Genomic DNA, 18,428 nt, shown 5'->3' with positions numbered 1-18,428 from the left:
CCCGCGTGGAAACCGACGACGCCCTGTCCCCGAACCGTCGCCTGCGGCAGGAAATCCTGCTCGCCCGTGAGCGCGTCTATCACTTCGCCTCGCTCACGCCGGTCGAGCCGCTCGGGGCGCCGGGGCTCGACGTGTGGGTGAAACGCGAGGACCTCTCGCCGATCAAGGCCTACAAGTGGCGCGGCGCCTCGAACCGGATGGCGGCGCTGACGCCCGACGAACGACCGCGCGGGGTGGTCACCGCCTCGGCCGGCAACCATGCCCAGGGCGTCGCCCTCGCCGCGGCGAAGCTCGGCATCGATGCCCGCATCTACATGCCCGGCTCCACTCCACGGGTGAAGGTGGAGGCCGTGCGACGGCTCGGCGGCGAGCGGGTGAAGGTGATCCTTTCCGGCGACAGCTACGATGAAGCCATGGCCGCCGCGCTGGCGGACGGGCGGGAAACGGGCGCCACCTACATCCACGCCTACGACGACCTCCGCGTCATGGCCGGCCAAGGCACGCTGGCCGATGAGGTGGTGCTCTCCGGGCACGGACCGTTCGACATCGCCTATCTTCAAATCGGCGGTGGCGGCATGGCGGCCGGCGTTTCCGAATGGCTCAAGACCTACTGGCCGGAGATCGAAATCGTCGGCGTCGAGGGCATCGACCAGGCCTGCATGGGGGCCGCGGCGGCCGCGGGTGAGCCGGTGACGCTCGAAAAGGTCGATCTTTTCTGCGATGGCACCGCCGTGAGGAAGATCGGCTCGCAGCCCTTCGAAATCCTCCGCACTCGGCTTGACCGGCTGATCACGGTGACCAACGACGAGGTGGTCGGCGCGATCCGCAGCCTGTGGGAAAACCTGCGCTGCATCGCCGAACCTTCCGGGGCCATGGGCCTCGCCGGCGCCCTCAAGGAGCGCCCCCGGATCGAGGGCAAGCGGGTGCTGGTCGTCCTGTGCGGGGCCAACATCGATTTCCTCAAGCTCGGCCAACTGGCCGTGGGCCAGGAGGCGGGTCGCTCGCTTTCCCGAACCCTCAGCGTGCGGATCCCCGAACGACCGGGCTCGATGCTGCGCCTTCTGAACTCGGTCTTCACCGGGGCCAGCATTGTGGATTTCCAGTATGGAAAAACGGACGACTCCGACGCCTGGCCGGTCTTCACCCTGCAGACCGAGTCCGAGTCCGGCCTGGACGAGATCGCGGCTCGCCTCGAGGACCAAGGATACGATTGGAAAGAACGCGATCACGCCGTCGACATCCGTTTCCGCGCCATCCCGCTACGCGGTGACCTGCTCCAGCATCCGGCCTTCCTGCGGCTCGATTTCTACGAGCGCGAGGGCGCCCTGCGCGATTTCCTGCGGGCCCACCTGCCCCAGTCGGGAAACCTCTGCTACTTCAACTATCGTAGTTCCGGCGAGCGGGTCGGCCGGGCGCTGATCGGGATCGAATTCCCCTCACCCGAGGCACGCACGGCCTTTCTCGGGAGCCTCACCCCCTCGGGCGATGGCTACCGCCTCTGCGAACCCCTCGATCCCGAAACCGCGGGCCGGCTGATGGGCCGGAAAGCCTGAGCCGGACCGGCCTACGCCAGCTCCTCCAGCAGGGCCTGGTTCATCCGGATGCCGGCTTCGAAGTTCTCGACCGGGAAGTTTTCGTCCGGCGAATGGATCTGGGCATCGGCCAGGGCGAGGCCGAGCAGCAGGGTGTCGGCGCCGAGGATCTCGCGGAAGCTCTGGACGATGGGAATGCTGCCGCCCTCGCGGATCAGCACCGGTTCCTGGCCGAACGACTTCCGCAGCGCCTCTTGGGCGGCCTTTCCAAACTCGCCGTGCGGATCGGTGTGGTAGGGCTTGCCGTCGTGGCCGGGGATGAACTCGAGCGTGACGCCCGGCGGGCAGTGCTTTTCGAAGTGCGACTTCACCTTGCGGATGATGTCGCCCGGTTCCTGGTCCGGCACGAGACGGAAGGAGAACTTCGCCATCGCCTCGGCAGGTAGCACGGTTTTCGAGCCCTCGCCCTGATAGCCGCCGCCCATGCCATTGACCTCGGCGGTCGGCCGGGCCCAGGTCTGCTCGGCGGGCGTGAAGCCTTTTTCGCCGAACAGGGACGGAGCCCCGGTGACCTTGAGGAAATCCTCCTCGGAAACGCCGGGCACGGCCGCCCACATCTCACGTTCCCACGCTTCGAGCGGACGGACATCGTCGTAGAACCCGTCGATCACGATCCGGCCGTCGGCATCGTGCAGGCTGGCGATGAGCTGCCCCACCGCCGTCGCCGGATTCATCACGGCTCCGCCGAAAAGCCCTGAGTGCAGGTCGCGCGCGGGACCCCGGACGATCAGCTCGCCGCAGGTGATGCCCCGCAATCCATAGCCGAGTGTCGGCGTGCCGGGAGCCACCATGCCGGTGTCCGACACGGCGATCACGTCGCAGGCCAGCAGTTCTCGATTCTGCTCGAGGAATCCGGCCAGGTTGGGGCTGCCGATTTCCTCCTCGCCCTCGAAGAGGAAAGTCAGGTTGACCGGCAGGTCTCCGGCGGCGGCCATGGTTTTCCCGACCCCCAACAAGTGGGCGAACATCTGGCCCTTGTTATCGGTCGCGCCGCGGGCCCAGATGCGGCCGTCGCGGATTTCGGGCTGGAAAGGATCGCTGGTCCAAAGGTGGAGCGGATCGACCGGCTGCACGTCGTAATGGCCGTAGATGAGAACATGGCGGCGGCCCTGTTGGTGAACGTTGCGGGCGAGGACCACCGGATGCTTCGGCGTATCATGCAGTTCGGCGGAAAGTCCGAGTTCGCCGGCTTTGGCCACCAGCCACTCGCCGCAGGCACGGACGTCGCCGGCATGGCGGGAGTCGGTCGAGATGCTGGGAAAACGAAGGAATTCGAACAACTGCTCCAGCTCGTGCGTCATGGTCCGCTTCTTGCCCGCACGCCGGCGGAGCGACAAGGCGAAACCCACGCCGCATTTTCAAATGCTGGCAGCCTTTAGGCTTTGCCCGAAACGTGGAGCGGCCCTACCTTTCGTAACCAAACGCCTTCCCTTTTCCGATCCACGCCCCGTGAGCACCATCCCCGCCGACCCCAAACGCCCGCGCATCCTCGTCGTCACTCCGGAGATCACCTACCTCCCGGATGGCATGGGCAACCTCGCGCAGCGCTTGTCGGCCAAGGCCGGCGGCATGGCGGACGTGTCCGCTTCACTGGTCAAGGCGCTCTACGACCAGGGGGCCGACGTCCATGTGGCCCTGCCGAACTACCGGCGGATGTTCCACCTCGATATCGCCAGCGTCCACGATTACGAGTTCGGAAAAGTCAGCCGCGCGCTGCCCGAGCAGCGCATCCATCTGGCGGAGGACCGCGTCTTCTATCACCGCTCGCGGGTCTACAGCTCCACGGAAAACCACACCCTGGCCCTGGCCTTCCAGCGGGAGGTGATCAATCACATCCTGCCTCAGGTGCGGCCGGACCTCATCCACTGCAATGACTGGATGACCGGCCTGATCCCGGCGGTGGCGAAGCGCTTCGGGATGAAGTCGCTCTTCACCCTCCACAACATCCACACCGAGCGGACCACCATGGAGGCCATCGAGGACCGCGGCATCGATGCCGCCGAGTTCTGGCAGTACTTGTTTTTCTCCCGCCCGCCGCAGAGCTACGAGGAAAGCCGGGCCTTCAACGTGGTCGACCTGCTGACCACCGGCATCTTCGCCTCCGATCACGTCAACACGGTCAGCCCGAAGTTCCTCAGCGAGGTCGTCGATGGCCTGCACGACCACATTCCCGGCCACATCCGCCACGAGCTATGGTCGAAGTGCAACGCCGGCTGCGCCTCGGGCATCCTCAACGCGCCCGACCCGTCCTACAACCCGATCAAGGACCAGTTCATCGAGGACCACTACTCCGTCGATACCGTGATGCACGGCAAGCGGGCCAACAAGATGCGCCTCCAGCAGGAGCTCGGCCTCGAGGTCAACCCCGACGCGCCGATGCTGTTCTGGCCCTCGCGCCTCGATCCCGTGCAGAAGGGCTGCCAGCTCGTCACCGACATTCTGCACTCGGTGATCAGCGATTACTCAGACCTCGGCCTGCAGATCGCGGTCATCGCCAGCGGTACCTTCCAGCCGCACTTCCACCACATCGCCGACTTGCACGGCATCCGCCATCGGGTGGCGGTCACGGATTTCAACGAACGCCAGTCCCGGATGGGCTTCGCGGGCTCGGATTTCATCCTCATGCCTTCTTCGTTCGAGCCCTGCGGCCTGCCGCAGATGATCGCTCCGAAATACGGTTCGCTGACCATCGCGCACGATACCGGCGGACTGCACGACACGGTGGAGCCGCTGCAAGTCGATCAGGACCGCGGCAATGGCTTCCTGTTCAACGTGTTCAATTCCGAAGGTCTGCGCTGGGGCATCGACCAGGCCATGCACTTCCACCGCCTGCCGTGGGACGTGAAGGAAGCCCAGCTCCAGCGGATCATGCGGGAGGCAAAAAACCGCTTCAACCACATGGCGACCGCCGCGGAATACATCCGGACCTACGAGCGGATGCTCGGCCGCTCGGTCTCCGGCCCGGTGGCGGGCTCTGAGGCCGAGGCCCCCGCGGTCCGTGCCTCGAGCAAGGCCTGAGGGGAGTTCAGGAGCGTTCCTTTTCCTCCCGGATCACGCTCAGCGCATCGAACAAGGCGAACAGCAGCACGAACAGGCACAGGGCCCCGCAGGCGGCCCAGTAGACCGCAAAGCGCAGGATCGACTCCGCCAGCCACTCATCGATCGCAAACAGGCCGAAAATCAGCATGGCAATCATCGCCACCGCGAAACCACCGAGGAACAGCCGGCGCTTTCCGCGGTCGGCGAGGATCCCCGCCGCCACCGCCTTGTCGATTTCCCACTGGCTCGGATCTTTCGGCATCGGAAACAGCGTGGGCGGACCCCAGCTGTGCGGCCAGCCCGAAGAAATTCGCGTTTTTTGATAATTTGGTCAGTTATGAGATCTCTTTCAAAAAGATAACGATTGGAAGTCATGGACCCCGCCCGCCGAGTTCATGCGCTGCCATCATCTTTCCGCCGTCCCGTTCCTGTTTGTTGTCGCCGTGGGCCTGGTGGTCCTTCGGGAAATGCCGACTCCGCCGCATGCGTCCGATGCTCCGGCCGCGGTCCCGTTCCGCTCCTTGAAAAAAATCGCCCCGTGGAACCCGGCCGGGGGTATCACGGGCGGGAGAGGTTCGCGGGTCGAGCTACCCTTCGACCTCGATGGCGTCCATGCGGGCCGAATCACGCAGGAGCACCAGTTTCCCGACGGTCGGCGCGCCATCAGCCTGCGCCTGGCGGATGGCGGCGACTTTCATCTCGTTTCCCTCGGCGATCGCTGGGAGGCGCGGGTCGTCCCGCATGCCGAGGGCGGCGGGTGGCGGTTGGAGGGCGACTCGTCCGGCACCACGGTCACGCCCTTGGAAAAGTCCGCCCTGCTTTGCCACGGCGAAGCCCGCAGCCCGGAGTCGGCCGGGCTCCCGCCGATGCTCGGTTTTGAAAAAAAGCGGGGCCTCCAATCAAAGGACGAACTTTCGATCCCCCTCCTCCACAGCATCGATGGCGCCACGGCGGTGATCTATCTGGATTTCGACGGTGAAACGGTCAGCGGCACCCACTGGAATTCATCCTACAACGGGGGCGCGCCCCTCGTCGCCGGCGCGGCTCCTTTTTCCGCCAGAGAGATCGAGGATATCTGGCTCGGCGTCTCCGAGGACTACTCGCCCTTCGAGGTGAACGTCACGACCGACCGCGCCGCCTACGAGGCCGCGCCGGTGAACCGTCGGGTGATGGTCGTCTTCACGCCGGACAATGAATGGTACGGCAGCTCGGGCGGGGTGGCCTACATCGATACCTTCGGCAGCCCGCTGATGGATCCGCCGGCCTGGGTGTTCACCGACCAGCTCTCCGATCGGGCCGACTTCGCCGCCGAAGCCGCCGCCCACGAGGCGGGGCACACCCTCGGCCTGCGCCACGATGGCGGGGCCGAGGGCGAATACCACCGGGGCAACGAACACTGGGCCCCCATCATGGGTGCCGCCTACAATGCCGCCGTTTCCCAATGGAGCCGTGGTGAGTATGCCGGCGCCACCAACACCGAGGACGACCTCGAAATCATCAGCAGCCCGCGCAATGGCTTCGGCTACTACCCCGACGACCACGCCGGCACCCCGGCCGCGGCGACGGCGATGGAGATCATCGAGGTCGATACGCTCGAGGGCTGGGGCTACATCGAGCGGGACAGCGACCGGGACGTGTTCCGCTTCCAGACCACCGGCGGCGTGGTCACCGCCGCGGCGGACCCCATCAAGGTCCACCCCGACCTCGATCTTCGCCTCGAGCTGTGGGATGCCGCGGGAAACGAAGTGGCGGTGAGTGATCCGGCCGATGCGTTGGATGCCGCGATCGCCACCTCCCTGCCCGGCGGGACCTATTTCCTTGCGGTCTCCGGGGTCGGAAACGAACCCGCCGGCTACACCGGATACGGCAGCCTCGGCGAATACGACCTGCGGGTCACCGCGCCGCAGGACCCCTCGTTCGCTGCGGAGATCGTGTCACCGGCGGCGGAGCAGGTCAGCCTGCCCTTCGGCACCGGATTGCGGCTCGAGGGAATCGCCCGTGGTGGCATCGTCTCCTGGCAGGCCATCCAAGTTCCCGCGGGAGGTTCGGTGAACTTCAGCGATCCGTCCGCCTCGTCAACCGATGCCGTGTTTTCCGTGCCCGGGATCTATCAGGTCCGCTTCGCCAGCAGCCTCGGCGACTTTTCCGTGAACGACATCGTGACGGTCGCAGTCGATGATGCCGCTCCCACCTTTGGCTTCCGCGTGCCCGCCGTCGATTTGGGGCTGGATCGCGATGTTTATGGCAATCAGGCCACGCTCTCGCCCCTCGTCCCCGATGACCCTGCGGCGGGCGGGTTCACCTACACCTGGCGGGTTCTCTCCGGTCCCGGCCAGCTCTCGTCGCCGGACGTCGCCCGGCCGGCTCTCCGTTTCACCGCCGCCTACAGTCCGGTGCGGATGCGGCTGGAGGTCAGTGATGGAGCCTCCGTCGGCTTCGCCGAGGTGTCGCTCACCGCGCACTTCAAGAGCGCCACCTTCGCGGCGCCCGCGGCCTACGCCCGGGTGCTGGTGCCCTCGGCCGAGCCACCGGCCGGCTGGTCCGACCCACTGTTCAACGACTTCGCCTGGACCAGCGGCAATCTCGGTGCCGGTTACGACCTGAGCGGGAACTCCTTTTTCCAACCAGAGCTTCATCTCGATCTCAGCGACACGATGAGTGCGGGCGGCAGCACATGTTATGTCCGCATCCCGTTCTATCTGATGGTGGCTCCGGAAAACGTCCTCTCGCTCCAACTCCGGATGAAGTATGACGACGGCTTCGTGGCCTACATCAACGGCACCGAAGTCGCCCGCGACAACGCCGGCGATGGCACGCCGGCCTGGAACGGCACCGCATCCGAGGACCGGCCTGATGAAGCCGCGTTGTCGTCGAAGCTGTTCACGCTGGACCTGCCGCCCGGCACGCTTTCCAACGGCTCCAACGTGCTGGCGATCCATGCCCTCAACGCCGCAACCACCGGCGGTGACGACCGTTTCCTGATCGCCGCGGAAATGACGGGCGTGATCGCCGATCCGGATCCCAACCCGCCGACTTTGACCCCCTTCGAAATCTGCGTTTCCGGCATCGCCGATCCCACCCGCCGAGGTGCGGAGGACGATCCGGATGGCGACGGGCTCAGCAACCTCTTCGAACACGCCATGGGCACGGCCCCGGACATCCCGGACAGCGTGGGCGAGGTCGTCCGCCTGCCCGACGTCCGCCACGTCCACGTCCGGCTGCCGGCCACCCCGCCGGACGACGTGAGATATCTTCTCGAGCATACTTCGGCTCTGGCCGGCGACTGGCAGGTCATTGCTGAAAAGATCGGTGCCGGCGAGTGGTCCGGCCTGACACCCGCGGTCGCTCCCGAGGACGTCGAAGGCGGGCAGGGCTATGATTTTCCGCTCACGGGCGAAGCGGCCGGCTTCTACCGGCTGCGCATGGAGCTGGTGCCCTGAGTGCTGACAAGCTCCTCGGAAATGTCGCGGTCGGCGGCTGCGTATGCGGCCCCATGCTCCGTGCCATCGCCCTCACCACGCTTGCCGCCACCACCTGCCTCTTCGCCAAGGAAACATCGACGCTGCCGGCGGACCCGTATTTCGCCGACTACTCCCTCGATCCCGCGCCGGCGACGCCCGGGCTGCTGCTGAAGAAAGGCGACAAGCTCGCGATCTGCGGCGACTCGATCACCGAGCAGAAGCGCTACTCGCTGATCATGGAGGCCTACATCACCGCCTGCATGCCGCAGCTCGAGGTGACCTGCCGCCAGTTCGGCTGGGGAGGTGAAACGGCCGGCGGTTTCCTGAACCGGATGGAGAACGACGTCCTGCGCTTCGATCCCGACGTCGCCACCACCTGCTATGGCATGAACGATTTCCGCTACGTGCCCTTCGAGCAGGGCATCGCCGACGAATACCTCCGCAACCAGACCGAGGTCGTGCGCAAGTTCAAGCAGGACGACGTGACGGTCGTGCTCGGCTCGCCCGGCATCATCGCCATGGTGCCCGGCTGGCAGGGCAATCCCGCCTGCACGCCGCTCAACCTCAACCAGTCGCTGTCACGGTTCCGCAACCTCGACATCGCCCTGGCCGGCCGCGAAAAAACCTACTTCGCCGATGTTTTCCAGCCGATGCTGGTCGCCCATTGGCGGGCGAAAGAAGAGCTCAGCCCGGATTTCAAGCTCGCCGGCAATGACGGCGTCCACCCCGGCTGGGCCGGCCACGTCGCCATGGCCTACGCCTTCCTGAAGGGCCTCGGATTCGATGGCGACCTCGGTGGCATTACCGTTGTCGGCGATCGCGCCCGGGGCAGCGGCGGGCATGAGGTCGAGGGCATGTCGAACGGCACCATCACGGTGAAAAGCTCGCGCTTTCCGTTCTCCGCCGGTGCCGGCGAGCTGACCGATGACGACAGCCTGCGGGCCGGACTCGCGCTGGTGCCTTTCGACGCCGAGCTGAACCGTTTCACGCTCACGATCGAGCGCCCGACCGCCGACCGCTACGCCGTGACCTGGGGCAAGGAAACGCATGAATACTCCGCCGAGGATCTGGCCAAGGGCGTCAACCTCGCGGCCGACTTCATCGAGCACCCGCTGCTCGAACCCTTCCGCAAGGTCTGGAAGGCCGCCGAGCAGAAGCAGAACTACGAGACCCGTCAGGTGAAGGACCTGTTCCACGGCCCCGAGGCGGCCATCGACATGGACACCATCGCCGACCTCACGGAAAAGGTGCACTCGAAGCTGGCCGCCGACCTCGCCGCCTCGATGCAGCCGGTCGAACACCGGATCACCCTCAAGCCGCTCGAGTGAGTCGTCCCTTTCCCGGGATATGACATCGCCTCGCGGCGGGAACTCCCCTATCTCCCGCCGCCATGAGCCGCCCGATGCCCGACGCCCCCGAGCCGCCCCGGCGGTTCCGGCTGCCGGGCTGGCTGGACCGCTACCGGCAACTGCCCCGTTCGGTCCACCACTTCGCCGCGGGGCAGTTCATGATCAATCTGATCAACACCGCGCAGTTCCTTCTCCTCAATCTCTATCTGAAAAGTTTGGGCCTCGACGACCCGGAGATCGCCGCGCTGGGCTCGAACCGCTTCGTCGCCACCCTCTTCCTCGCGCTCCCCGCCGGCTTGTGGCTGCGCGGCCGGCCCCTGCGCAGGCCGCTGCTCATCGGCTCGATCCTGTTCCCCTGCTCCGCCCTGTTCGCCTTGGAAACGGTGCGCTTCGGGGCCATGCCGCTGGCCACCCTGTCCTTCCTGCTGATGGGGCTGTCCAGCCTGCTGCTGAATGTCGGCAGCCTGCCCATGGCCATGCGCCTCACCACGGCCGATCAATCGAGCGAGGCCCTCAGCCTGCTCTTCGCCAGCTGGGCCGCGGCCAGCGTCTGCGGCGGCGTGCTTTCCACCACCCTGCAGGCGATCGGCAGCATCCAGCTCGGCGGCTGGTCGGTCCCGCTCGATGAACACGCGACCCTGCTGGTGCTGACGCTCGTCGCCTTCAGCGCCCCTGTTTTCTACGCCCGTCTCCCCGACCCGCCCGGCCGTCAGGCTCCGCGGAAACACTGGCTGCACGTCGGCGCGGCTGACTGGCCCGTGCTGCTGCGCGCCCTGGTGCCGACCTTGTGCATCGCCACCGGCGCCGGGCTCAGCATCCAGTTCCTTAACCTCTTCTTCAGCCACGTCCACGGCGTCAGCTCGACCGCCTACTCCGGCTACGGCTCGATCAGCAATGTGCTCGTTTTCCTCGCCGGCCTGATCGTCCCGGAGGTGAAACGACGCTTCGGCTGGCGCGGCGCGATCCTCGGGGTGCAGGGCGTCGCCGTCTGCCTGCTGGCGATCATGGGCCTCACCGAGCTGGTCCGGGCTGCGAGCTGGTCCCTTCCCCTCGCGATCGGTTGCTTCATCGTCCGCCAGCCGCTGATGAGCATGGCCGGTCCCTCGACCAGCGAGCTGACCATGAGCTACGTCGGCGAGCAGAACCGCGAGCTGATGAGCGCCTGCAGCGGCGCCATCTGGAGCGGCGCGTGGTGGCTCGCCGCCCGCACCTTCCAACTCCTACGAACCTACGAGATCGCCTACTGGCAGGTCTTCCTCGTCACCTCGGCGCTCTACCTCGTCGGCATCGCCGCCTACCTCCTGCTCATCCGCCAGATCGAGCGCCGACCGCCGGAGGAAACCCCGGCTGCGCCCGCGGAGGCGTGACGGGAGCGCCGGCAGCCGAAGCCACCGACGCCTTGATGCGTTGGAGAAAGCATCAGCGCAGGAAGGCCTCGTGCAGGCCGCCATCGACGGTGATGATCTGGCCGGTGGTTTTGCTGAGCCGCTGCGTCACCAGCAGGAAATAGGCCTCGGCCTGGTCGGCGGGGGTAATGGGGCTCTTGGTCAGCGTCCGGTCGGCGTAGAACTCGGCCAGCTTGGAAACCAACGACTCGGTCGCCTCGTCCTCGCTGTAGGGAATCGCGTACTTCGCGAGCGAGCCGATGACCCGGTCCCGCGGGAACATGGCCGATCCCTGCACCACCGTGGCCGGCGCCACGCCATTGACGCGCACCAGCGGTGAAAGCTCGATCGAGAGTTCCCTCACCAGGTGGTTCGCCGCGGCCTTCGAGGTGTCGTAGGCGAGGCTGCCCTTCTTGGCGACGGCGGCATTGGCGGAAGTGGTGAGCACCAGATTGCCCCGCAGCCCCTGCTCGCGCCAGGTCTTGCCGGCCTCGTCGCCGACCAGATAGCTGCCGGTGACGTTGATGGAAAAGGTGAGCGCCCACTTTTCATCGGGGATGTGCCCGGTGGTGTCGCTGGGGACGAAAATGCCGGCGGTCACGCAGATGTGGTCGAAGCCGCCGTAGGCCAGCGCGACCTGGTCCAGCATCGCGCGGATGCTCGCCCGATCCGTGATGTTGGCGGCAAACGAAGTCGCCGGACCGCAATTGGAAACGCCGGTGCCGGCCACGCCGATCCCGACTCCATATCGGTCGGTGATTTCCCTGGCCGTGGCCTTCGCGGCCTCCTCGTTGAGGTCCACACAGACAATGTGGGCGCCGTCCTTCACCAGCCGGTGCGCCGTTTCCTTGCCGATGCCGGAGCCGGCACCGATCACGATGACGACCTGCCGCGCGAGTTCCTTTTCCGCGGGCATCCGCTGCAGCTTCGCTTCCTCGAGCAGCCAGTATTCGATATCAAACGCCTCCTGCTGGGGCAGCGAGATGTATTCATCAATCGCCTCGGCTCCACGCATGACTTCCACCGCACAGTTGTAGAACTCGGCGGTGACCCGCGACTCGGACTTGTCCTTGCCCCAGGCGATCATGCCGAGGCCGGGGATCAGAACGACGGTCGGGTTGGGATCGCGCATCGCGGGCGAGTTGGCGTGCTTGCAGGTCTCGTAGTAGCTCGCGTAATCGGCGCGATACTTGTCCAGACCTGCGGCCAGCTTTTCCTTCAAGGCGGTCAGGTCCTCGGATTGGGGATTCCACTCAATATAGAGGGGTTTGATCTTGGTGCGCAGGAAGTGGTCCGGGCAGCTGGTGCCCAGCTCGGCCAGCCGGGGCGCGTCCGCCGAGTTCACGAAGCGCAGGATCTTTTCGTCGTCTTGAACCGTGCCGATGAACCGCTTCTGCTGCGAAACCTGTCCCCGCAGCCACGGCAGGATGGCGGCGAAGGCGGACTTCCGCCCGGCTTCCGGCAGTGTCTCGTATTTGGCTCCACCGAAGGCCGCGGCGTCCCCTCCCCTGGCTTGGTACTTCGCCTCGATGAAATCCGCGGCCTTTTCGATGAACGCGAGCGTCCTCGTGTAGCAGACCTTGTCGTCATCGTCCCAGGAAATGAAGCCGTGCTGGCCCATCATGATCGCCTTCAGATCGGGCTGCGACTTCGCGATTTCCTCCATCGCCAGTCCGAGTTCAAAGCCCGGCCGCATCCACGGCACATAGGCCATTTCCCCGCCGAAGATCTCCCGGGTCAGCTCCTCGCAGTGCTTCGAGGCGGCGATGGCGATGATCGCATTCGGGTGCATGTGATCCACGTGCCTGCCCGGCAGGAAGCTGTGCAGCGGCGTGTCGATCGACGAGGCCCGCGGGTTCAAGTTGAAGGTGGTATGCGTGTACATGCCGACCATCTCGTCCTCCGCCGGCGACTTCAGGCCTTTTTCCGGCTTGCCGGCATACACCGTTTGCAGCGACCTCAGCTTGTCCTGATAGAGCGAGGAAAAATTCTCCCGCTTGGCGGTCCGCAAGTCGCCTCCGGAGCCCTTCACCCACAGGACTTCCACGTCTTCTCCCGTCAGGGGATCGGTCTCGATCAGTTTCGACGAGGTGTTTCCGCCGCCCGTGTTGGTGACCCGCTGGTCACCGCCGAGAAGGTTGGAGCGATAGACGAGGCGCTCCACCGGATCGAGATGGGCGGCAAGATCGTCGTCCCATGAATAACTGACGTGTTTGAACTCGGGCATGGATGGAAGGATTCGAATTGACGCCGCCCTGCCTGACCGCCCAAAACCACGCAAGCAAGCACTTTCCCACAAAATCCCACATTCCCTGAGTCATCCCGAGATGCTTCCCGCCGAACGTCATCAAGCCATCCTGAATCGCGCCACGGAGTCCGGCACGGTCCGGACCACCGACCTGGCCCGTCATTTCGGCGTCGCCGAGGAGACGATCCGTCGCGACCTCGACCTGCTGGCCAAGCGGGGTCTTCTCAACCGGGCCCACGGGGGTGCCCTGGCCCCCTCGGCCGGCTTGCCCGAGCTTTCCCAGCATGAGCGTGAGGGCCTCCAGGCGCAGGAAAAGCAGCACCTCGCCTCGCTGGCCGCGGCGCTGGTATCGGAGGGCGAGACCATCCTGCTCGATGCCAGCTCCACCGCGCTCGAGCTGGCGGCCCGGCTGCCGGCCGGGCTGAAGGTGGTGACCTATTCGCTGGCCGTGACCGAACGTCTGGCCAGCCGGCAGGATCTCGAGCTCGTCCAGCTGGGCGGCACTTATGAGGCGAAAGGCCGCCGGTTTTCAGGGCTGATCACGGAAAATGCCGTGCTGTCGCTGCGGATCGACCGCTTCTTCTTCTCGGGTCGGGGCATGGACCTCGACCGCGGGGTCAGCGAGCCGAATCCCGACCAGGCACGCCTGAAGTCGCTCATGCTGCGCCACGCCAGCTGGTCGTGCGCGCTGCTCGACCACACCAAGTTGGGGCTCAGGAGCGACTATTTTTTCGCCCGGCCCAGTGAGATCGACGCCGTGGTGACCGATCCCGGTGCCCAGCCCTTCTTCCGCGGCAAAAGCAGCACCCTGCCCTTCCGGGTGAGCTGGTGACCAAAAAACCCAACCCATGCCCACCTTTCTCTCCATCGACCTCGGCGCCGGCTCCGGCCGCGTGATCGCCGGCAGCCTCGTTTCCGGAAAAATCGGACTCCAGGAAATCCATCGTTTTGACAACCCCGGCACCGACCTGCCCGGCGGCTCTTTCTGGGACATCCTCGGCCTGTTTCGGGAAATCCAGGAAGGCCTGCGCCTCGCCGCCAGTCGTTTCGACGACATCGTGGCGATCGGCATCGATACCTGGGGCTGCGACCACGGCCTGCTGGACGCCCACGGCCGCCTGCTCGGCCTGCCGCACCAATATCGCGACCCGCGCCATGAGGGCATGCCGGAGAAAATGCACGCGCTGATGCCTGAGCCGGAACTCTACCGCCACACCGGCATCACCACCAACTTCTACAACTCCGCCGTCCACCTCTTCGCGGAAAAACAGCTCGACTCCCCCGCCCTGAAGAACGCGGACCGGCTTCTCTTCATCCCGGATCTCATCGCTTACTGGCTTTCCGGGAAAATGGCTGTTGAGCGAACGATTGCATCGACTTCCCAGCTTCTCGACCCCGCGACCGGAGAATGGTCGTGGAAGGTGATCGATGCCTTCGGCCTCCCGCGGCGGATCTTCGGAAAAATCGTCGCTCCGGGAACCGTTCTTGGCCCGCTCCGTGAGGAAGTCCGGCGGGCCACCGGTCTCGGCGGAGTGCCGGTCGTCGCCTCGGCCTCGCACGATACCGCTGCGGCCGTGGCGGGGATCCCGATGGAGGGCGGGGATCAGCTTTGGCTGTCTTCCGGCACTTGGTCGATCATGGGTCTCGAGACCCGCCAGCCGATCCGCAGCGACGCCGCTTTCGCCGCCCGCTGCTGCAACGAACTCGGCGTCGATGGCTCGGTCCGCTTCCTGAAAAACATCGCCGGCCTGTGGCTCATCCAGGAGTGCAGGCGGCAATGGGCGCTCGAAGGCGCGGACCTGGGCTACGCGGAGCTGGTCGCGCTGGCCGACGCCGCCGAGCCGTTTCGCGCCTTCATCGACCCCGACGACCCGGTTTTTTCCGCCCCCGGCGACATGCCCGGCCGGATCCGCGATTTCTGCCGGCGCACCAGCCAATGCGTGCCGCAATCGAAAGGCGAGGTGCTGCGCGTGGCGACGGAATCGCTGGCGCTGAAATACCGCGTGGTGCTCGACTCGTTCCGCCAGCTCTCGGGCAAGGACTTCCCGCGGCTCCACGCCGGCGGCGGAGGCATCCAGAACGCCGCGCTGACCCAGGCCACGGCGGATGCCTGCGGGATCGAGGTGCTCGCCGGCCCGGTGGAGGCCACCTCCTGCGGCAACCTGATCGTCCAGATGATCGCCACCGGGCACCTGCCCGACCTTGCCGCCGGGCGCCGGCTGATCCGCGGATCGTTCGATTTCCAGACCTACCAGCCGCGACAGTCGGGCGACTGGGAGAAGGCGCTGGGGCGGTTCCGGGGAATCCTTGCCTGAGCGCGGGCCGCCGGGACGGGGTCACAAAGGCACAAAAAATCCGTGCTTGGCGGCGATTTCCGGGCCACATCTCGTCACGCCGACGACCCGCCTTTCCCGCCAATCATGAGTTCCGCCGTTCAGATCCTCCATCGCGACCGCATCCCCGCCACCGGCTGCCTTGTCGTGCCAGGCAGGCTTGAGGCTCAGGACCTTCCGGCGTTTCACCAGCTGTTCGAGGGGCGGCCCGTCACGTGGCTGATCGAGGAAAACGCGCCCATGGATCCCGAGGTCCGAAGCTTCCTGGAGAAGTCCGGCTCAGGCGCCGTGTTCTCCGATCAGGACAGCGATCCGCTCGGAATCGGCGAGCAGCTGAAGGGCTCGCTGGCCGATCGCGGCGTGCTCGTCTTCGTCCCCGGCCCGGCCGTGACCCGCGCCGGCACGCCGTGCATGATCCCCGGCAAAACCCTGACCACGCTGGGCGCCTTCAAGCTGCCCACGCTGCCGGTCGGCATCGACACGCCCCGCTCGACCTGCCTGTCGGTGGAAAAGCCGGCCAACCTTCCCCGCGTCGTGTTTGCCATCGGCCGCCCGATTCCGGAGAAGCAGGCGTCCGGCGCGGCGATCCGCCAAGGCATGCTGGAAGCCTCCGAGGAGGCCTACTCGGGCCGCTCGCTATTCAAGTCCTCGCTGGCGATGGCCGTTCTGCAGGGGCTCAAGAAGCACTCGAAGACCCGCATTCACGATGGCTCGGACGACTCCGACCTGAGCTTCGACCGGCTGCTCGCCGCCGCGCTGGTGTTTTCCAAATACCTCCGTGCCGAGACCGATGCCCGCCGGATCGGCATCGTCCTTCCGCCCGGCAAGGCCGGCATGGTCGCGAACCTCGCCGTGCTTTTCGCCGGCAAGGTGCCCGTCAATTTCAACTTCACCGCCGGGCACGAAGCCATCCGCTCGGCCATGAAGCAGTCGGGCGTCGATCGCTACATCACCGCCGATCCATTCGTGCGCAAGGTCGCCTCGTTCCCGTGGCCGCCGAACCGCGACCTGATCTTCATCGAGCGCGTCCTGCCCAGCCTGAAAAAGAAGATCGTGACCTGGGCCGTGCTGTCGAAAATCCTCCCGGTCGGCACGATTGCCACCCTGTTCGGGATCGGCAAACAAAAGGGCGACGACGAAGCGGTCCTGCTTTTCACCTCCGGCTCGTCCGGCGATCCGAAAGGCGTCGTCCTCTCCCATCGCAACGTGCTCGGCAACGTCTGCCAGTTCGCCACCCGCCTCCAGGCCGGCCCCGGCGATTCCGTGCTCGGCTGCCTGCCGCTGTTCCACTCCTTCGGCAGCACCGTCACGCTGTGGTTCCCCTGCATCGATGGCCTGCAGCTCGTCACCTATCCGAACCCGCTGGAAACCAAGCGCCTCGGCGAACTGATCGAAGCCCACAAGGTCAGCCTGCTGCTCGCCACGCCCACCTTCCTGCGCGGCTACATGAAGCGGGTGAAGCCCGAGCAGATCAAGTCGCTCAAGCTGGTCGTCACCGGGGCGGAAAAACTCCCCGCCAACCTGGCCGACGCCTTCCACGAGCGTTTCGGCATCATGCCGCAGGAAGGCTACGGCCTCACCGAGACCTCGCCCGCCACCAACGTCAACCTGCCCGAGCCGCCGGCGCGCGAGGGAGCCATCCAGTTGCCCTCCTCCCGCAAGTCCACCGTCGGCCAAATGCTGCCCGGCATCGCCGTCAAGTTCACCGATCCCGCCACTGACAGGGCCTGCCCGATCGACCAGCAGGGCATCATCTGGTTCCGCGGCGTCAACGTCTTCCCCGGCTACCTCGACAACCCGAAGAAGACCGCCGAGGTGCTCACCGAAGACGGCTGGTTCCGCACCGGCGACGTCGGCCGCATTGATGAAGACGGCTTTCTCCACATCGAGGGCCGGATCACGCGCTTCTCGAAGATCGCCGGGGAAATGGTGCCGCATGAAACGGTGGAGGCCGCCATCAACAAGGCCCTCGGGCTCGACTCCGAAGCCGAGCGCAAGATCGCCATCGTCGGCGTGCCCGACGAGCAGAAGGGCGAGGCCATCATCCTCCTCTCCACCATCGCCGGCCAAGCCCTCGAGCAGGAGTGCATCGATCTGCGCTACAAGCTCATGGACGCCGGCCTGCCCTCCCTCTGGTGCCCCAAGGCCATCGTCCCCGTCACCGAAATCCCCGTCCTCGCCTCCGGCAAGCTCGACCTCAAGGGCTGCCAAACCTTGGCCGAGCATTGAAGGAGCGCTCGCGGCCTCAGCGCATCGCCTGGCCGATGAAATCGAGCACCTCTCCGCGGCCGCTGCCCGACTTGGTGGAAGTCAGGAAAGCACGAGGTTCCCCGTGGCAGATTTCCGCCAGGTCGGAGACGAAGGCCCCGACGTTGGACTTCACCTTGCCGGCCTTGAGCTTGTCTGTCTTGGTGAAGGCCAGCACGAAGGGCAGCGATTGCTCCGCCAGCCAGCCGCAGAACCGGAGATCGATCTCCTGGGGTGAATGCCGCGAGTCGATCAGCACGAACACGCAGCGCAGGTTTTCGCGGTTCAGCAGGTAGCCGGACACCGCCTCCTGGAACCCCGCGCGGATCGATTGCGGGGTCTTCGAATAGCCGTAGCCCGGCAGATCGACGAGGGCCCAGCTGCCGTTCATGCGGAAAAAATTGACCAGCTGGGTGGCCCCCGGCGTGGATGAAACCTTGGCCAGGCCCTTGCGGCCGGCGAGGAGGTTGAGCAGCGAGGATTTCCCCACGTTCGAGCGCCCGATGAAGGCGAACTCGGGCAGGCTCCACGCCGGGCAGTCGTCAATGCCGGCGGCGCTGGTTTCGAATTCGGCGGAGGTGATTTTCATCGTGGAAAATCGACCGTGGCAGCAGGTGCCGGAGCGGTCCAGCGCAAGCGAAAACTGCTGTGGATTTCGTTACGTAATTGCGCGTTGATCCAAGCGACGAAACGTTTTGCCAAGCCCGGCGGCCCCGGTAATCTCCCTCCAACTGCTGTGTTCGTCCGACTACGGCAACGTGCCCGGACCGACTC

At 65.9% G+C, this 18,428-nt stretch carries 12 protein-coding genes; 8 read left to right on the top strand and 4 right to left on the bottom strand.

What is annotated here, in order from left to right:
* Positions 1–5: 5 nt before the first annotated feature.
* The gene (locus ABXH26_RS13670; protein ID WP_353567640.1) at positions 6–1,553 is read left to right on the top strand and encodes a pyridoxal-phosphate dependent enzyme; all 1,548 of its coding nucleotides are present in this window, start codon (positions 6–8) and stop codon (positions 1,551–1,553) included.
* A gap of 11 nt (positions 1,554–1,564) precedes the next feature.
* Here ABXH26_RS13670 and ABXH26_RS13665 read toward each other — a convergent pair whose 3' ends face one another.
* Positions 1,565–2,941 carry a dipeptidase gene (locus ABXH26_RS13665; protein ID WP_353567639.1) on the bottom strand — a complete coding sequence of 459 codons (1,377 nt, stop codon included), beginning with the start codon at positions 2,939–2,941 and terminating at the stop codon, positions 1,565–1,567.
* A gap of 100 nt (positions 2,942–3,041) precedes the next feature.
* On the opposite strand from ABXH26_RS13665, the gene ABXH26_RS13660 reads away from it, so the two are divergent.
* Positions 3,042–4,610, top strand: coding sequence for a glycogen synthase (locus tag ABXH26_RS13660; RefSeq protein WP_353567638.1), 1,569 nt, complete (start codon positions 3,042–3,044; stop codon positions 4,608–4,610).
* A 7-nt stretch (positions 4,611–4,617) separates the two neighbouring features.
* Here ABXH26_RS13660 and ABXH26_RS13655 read toward each other — a convergent pair whose 3' ends face one another.
* On the bottom strand, positions 4,618–4,893 hold the full coding sequence (locus tag ABXH26_RS13655) for a hypothetical protein (protein WP_353567637.1): 276 nt from the start codon (positions 4,891–4,893) through the stop codon (positions 4,618–4,620).
* 133 nt (positions 4,894–5,026) lie between these two features.
* Here ABXH26_RS13655 and ABXH26_RS13650 point away from each other — a divergent pair, with 133 nt between their 5' ends.
* From ABXH26_RS13650 to ABXH26_RS13640, 3 genes are all read left to right on the top strand, one after another.
* A complete protein-coding gene (locus tag ABXH26_RS13650) occupies positions 5,027–8,071 on the top strand; it encodes a hypothetical protein (protein ID WP_353567636.1) in 3,045 nt (1,014 codons plus the stop codon).
* Between the two features lie 53 nt (positions 8,072–8,124).
* Positions 8,125–9,420 (top strand): SGNH/GDSL hydrolase family protein, encoded by a 1,296-nt coding sequence (locus ABXH26_RS13645; protein ID WP_353567635.1) that lies wholly within the window; start codon positions 8,125–8,127, stop codon positions 9,418–9,420.
* A gap of 62 nt (positions 9,421–9,482) precedes the next feature.
* Positions 9,483–10,808 (top strand): MFS transporter, encoded by a 1,326-nt coding sequence (locus ABXH26_RS13640; RefSeq protein WP_353567634.1) that lies wholly within the window; start codon positions 9,483–9,485, stop codon positions 10,806–10,808.
* Positions 10,809–10,860: 52 nt separating this feature from the next.
* On the opposite strand, the gene ABXH26_RS13635 is transcribed toward ABXH26_RS13640, so the two are convergent.
* A complete protein-coding gene (locus ABXH26_RS13635; RefSeq protein WP_353567633.1) occupies positions 10,861–13,053 on the bottom strand; it encodes a bifunctional rhamnulose-1-phosphate aldolase/short-chain dehydrogenase in 2,193 nt (730 codons plus the stop codon).
* A gap of 100 nt (positions 13,054–13,153) precedes the next feature.
* Between ABXH26_RS13635 and ABXH26_RS13630 the strand changes: the two genes are divergently transcribed.
* The 3 genes from ABXH26_RS13630 to ABXH26_RS13620 all read left to right on the top strand — a co-directional run bounded on the left by ABXH26_RS13630 (position 13,154) and on the right by ABXH26_RS13620 (position 17,636).
* Entirely contained in the window at positions 13,154–13,906 is a 753-nt protein-coding gene (locus tag ABXH26_RS13630) for a DeoR/GlpR family DNA-binding transcription regulator (RefSeq protein WP_353567632.1), read from the top strand.
* Positions 13,907–13,922: 16 nt separating this feature from the next.
* Complete coding sequence (locus ABXH26_RS13625; protein WP_353567631.1) at positions 13,923–15,389, top strand: rhamnulokinase; 1,467 nt, start codon at positions 13,923–13,925, stop codon at positions 15,387–15,389.
* Positions 15,390–15,494: 105 nt separating this feature from the next.
* The gene (locus tag ABXH26_RS13620) at positions 15,495–17,636 is read left to right on the top strand and encodes an AMP-binding protein (protein WP_353567630.1); all 2,142 of its coding nucleotides are present in this window, start codon (positions 15,495–15,497) and stop codon (positions 17,634–17,636) included.
* 16 nt (positions 17,637–17,652) lie between these two features.
* On the opposite strand, the gene yihA is transcribed toward ABXH26_RS13620, so the two are convergent.
* The gene (gene yihA / locus ABXH26_RS13615; protein ID WP_353567629.1) at positions 17,653–18,243 is read right to left on the bottom strand and encodes a ribosome biogenesis GTP-binding protein YihA/YsxC; all 591 of its coding nucleotides are present in this window, start codon (positions 18,241–18,243) and stop codon (positions 17,653–17,655) included.
* Between the last annotated feature and the right edge of the window lie 185 nt (positions 18,244–18,428).

This window comes from Haloferula sargassicola, assembly GCF_040362925.1.
Lineage (GTDB): Bacteria > Verrucomicrobiota > Verrucomicrobiia > Verrucomicrobiales > Akkermansiaceae > Haloferula > Haloferula sargassicola.
Note: the sequence above shows the minus strand (reverse complement) of the source record. Positions and strands in the feature narration are given on the sequence as shown.

Bases quoted from the DNA above. Each gene is read 5' to 3' on its own strand.
- ABXH26_RS13655 (WP_353567637.1), bottom strand. From the start codon at position 4,893: ATGCCGAAAGATCCGAGCCAGTGGGAAATCGACAAGGCGGTGGCGGCG.
- ABXH26_RS13650 (WP_353567636.1), top strand. From the start codon at position 5,027: ATGCGCTGCCATCATCTTTCCGCCGTCCCGTTCCTGTTTGTTGTCGCC.
- ABXH26_RS13645 (WP_353567635.1), top strand. From the start codon at position 8,125: ATGCTCCGTGCCATCGCCCTCACCACGCTTGCCGCCACCACCTGCCTC.
- ABXH26_RS13640 (WP_353567634.1), top strand. From the start codon at position 9,483: ATGAGCCGCCCGATGCCCGACGCCCCCGAGCCGCCCCGGCGGTTCCGG.
- ABXH26_RS13635 (WP_353567633.1), bottom strand. From the start codon at position 13,053: ATGCCCGAGTTCAAACACGTCAGTTATTCATGGGACGACGATCTTGCC.
- ABXH26_RS13630 (WP_353567632.1), top strand. From the start codon at position 13,154: ATGCTTCCCGCCGAACGTCATCAAGCCATCCTGAATCGCGCCACGGAG.
- ABXH26_RS13625 (WP_353567631.1), top strand. From the start codon at position 13,923: ATGCCCACCTTTCTCTCCATCGACCTCGGCGCCGGCTCCGGCCGCGTG.
- ABXH26_RS13620 (WP_353567630.1), top strand. From the start codon at position 15,495: ATGAGTTCCGCCGTTCAGATCCTCCATCGCGACCGCATCCCCGCCACC.
- yihA (WP_353567629.1), bottom strand. From the start codon at position 18,243: ATGAAAATCACCTCCGCCGAATTCGAAACCAGCGCCGCCGGCATTGAC.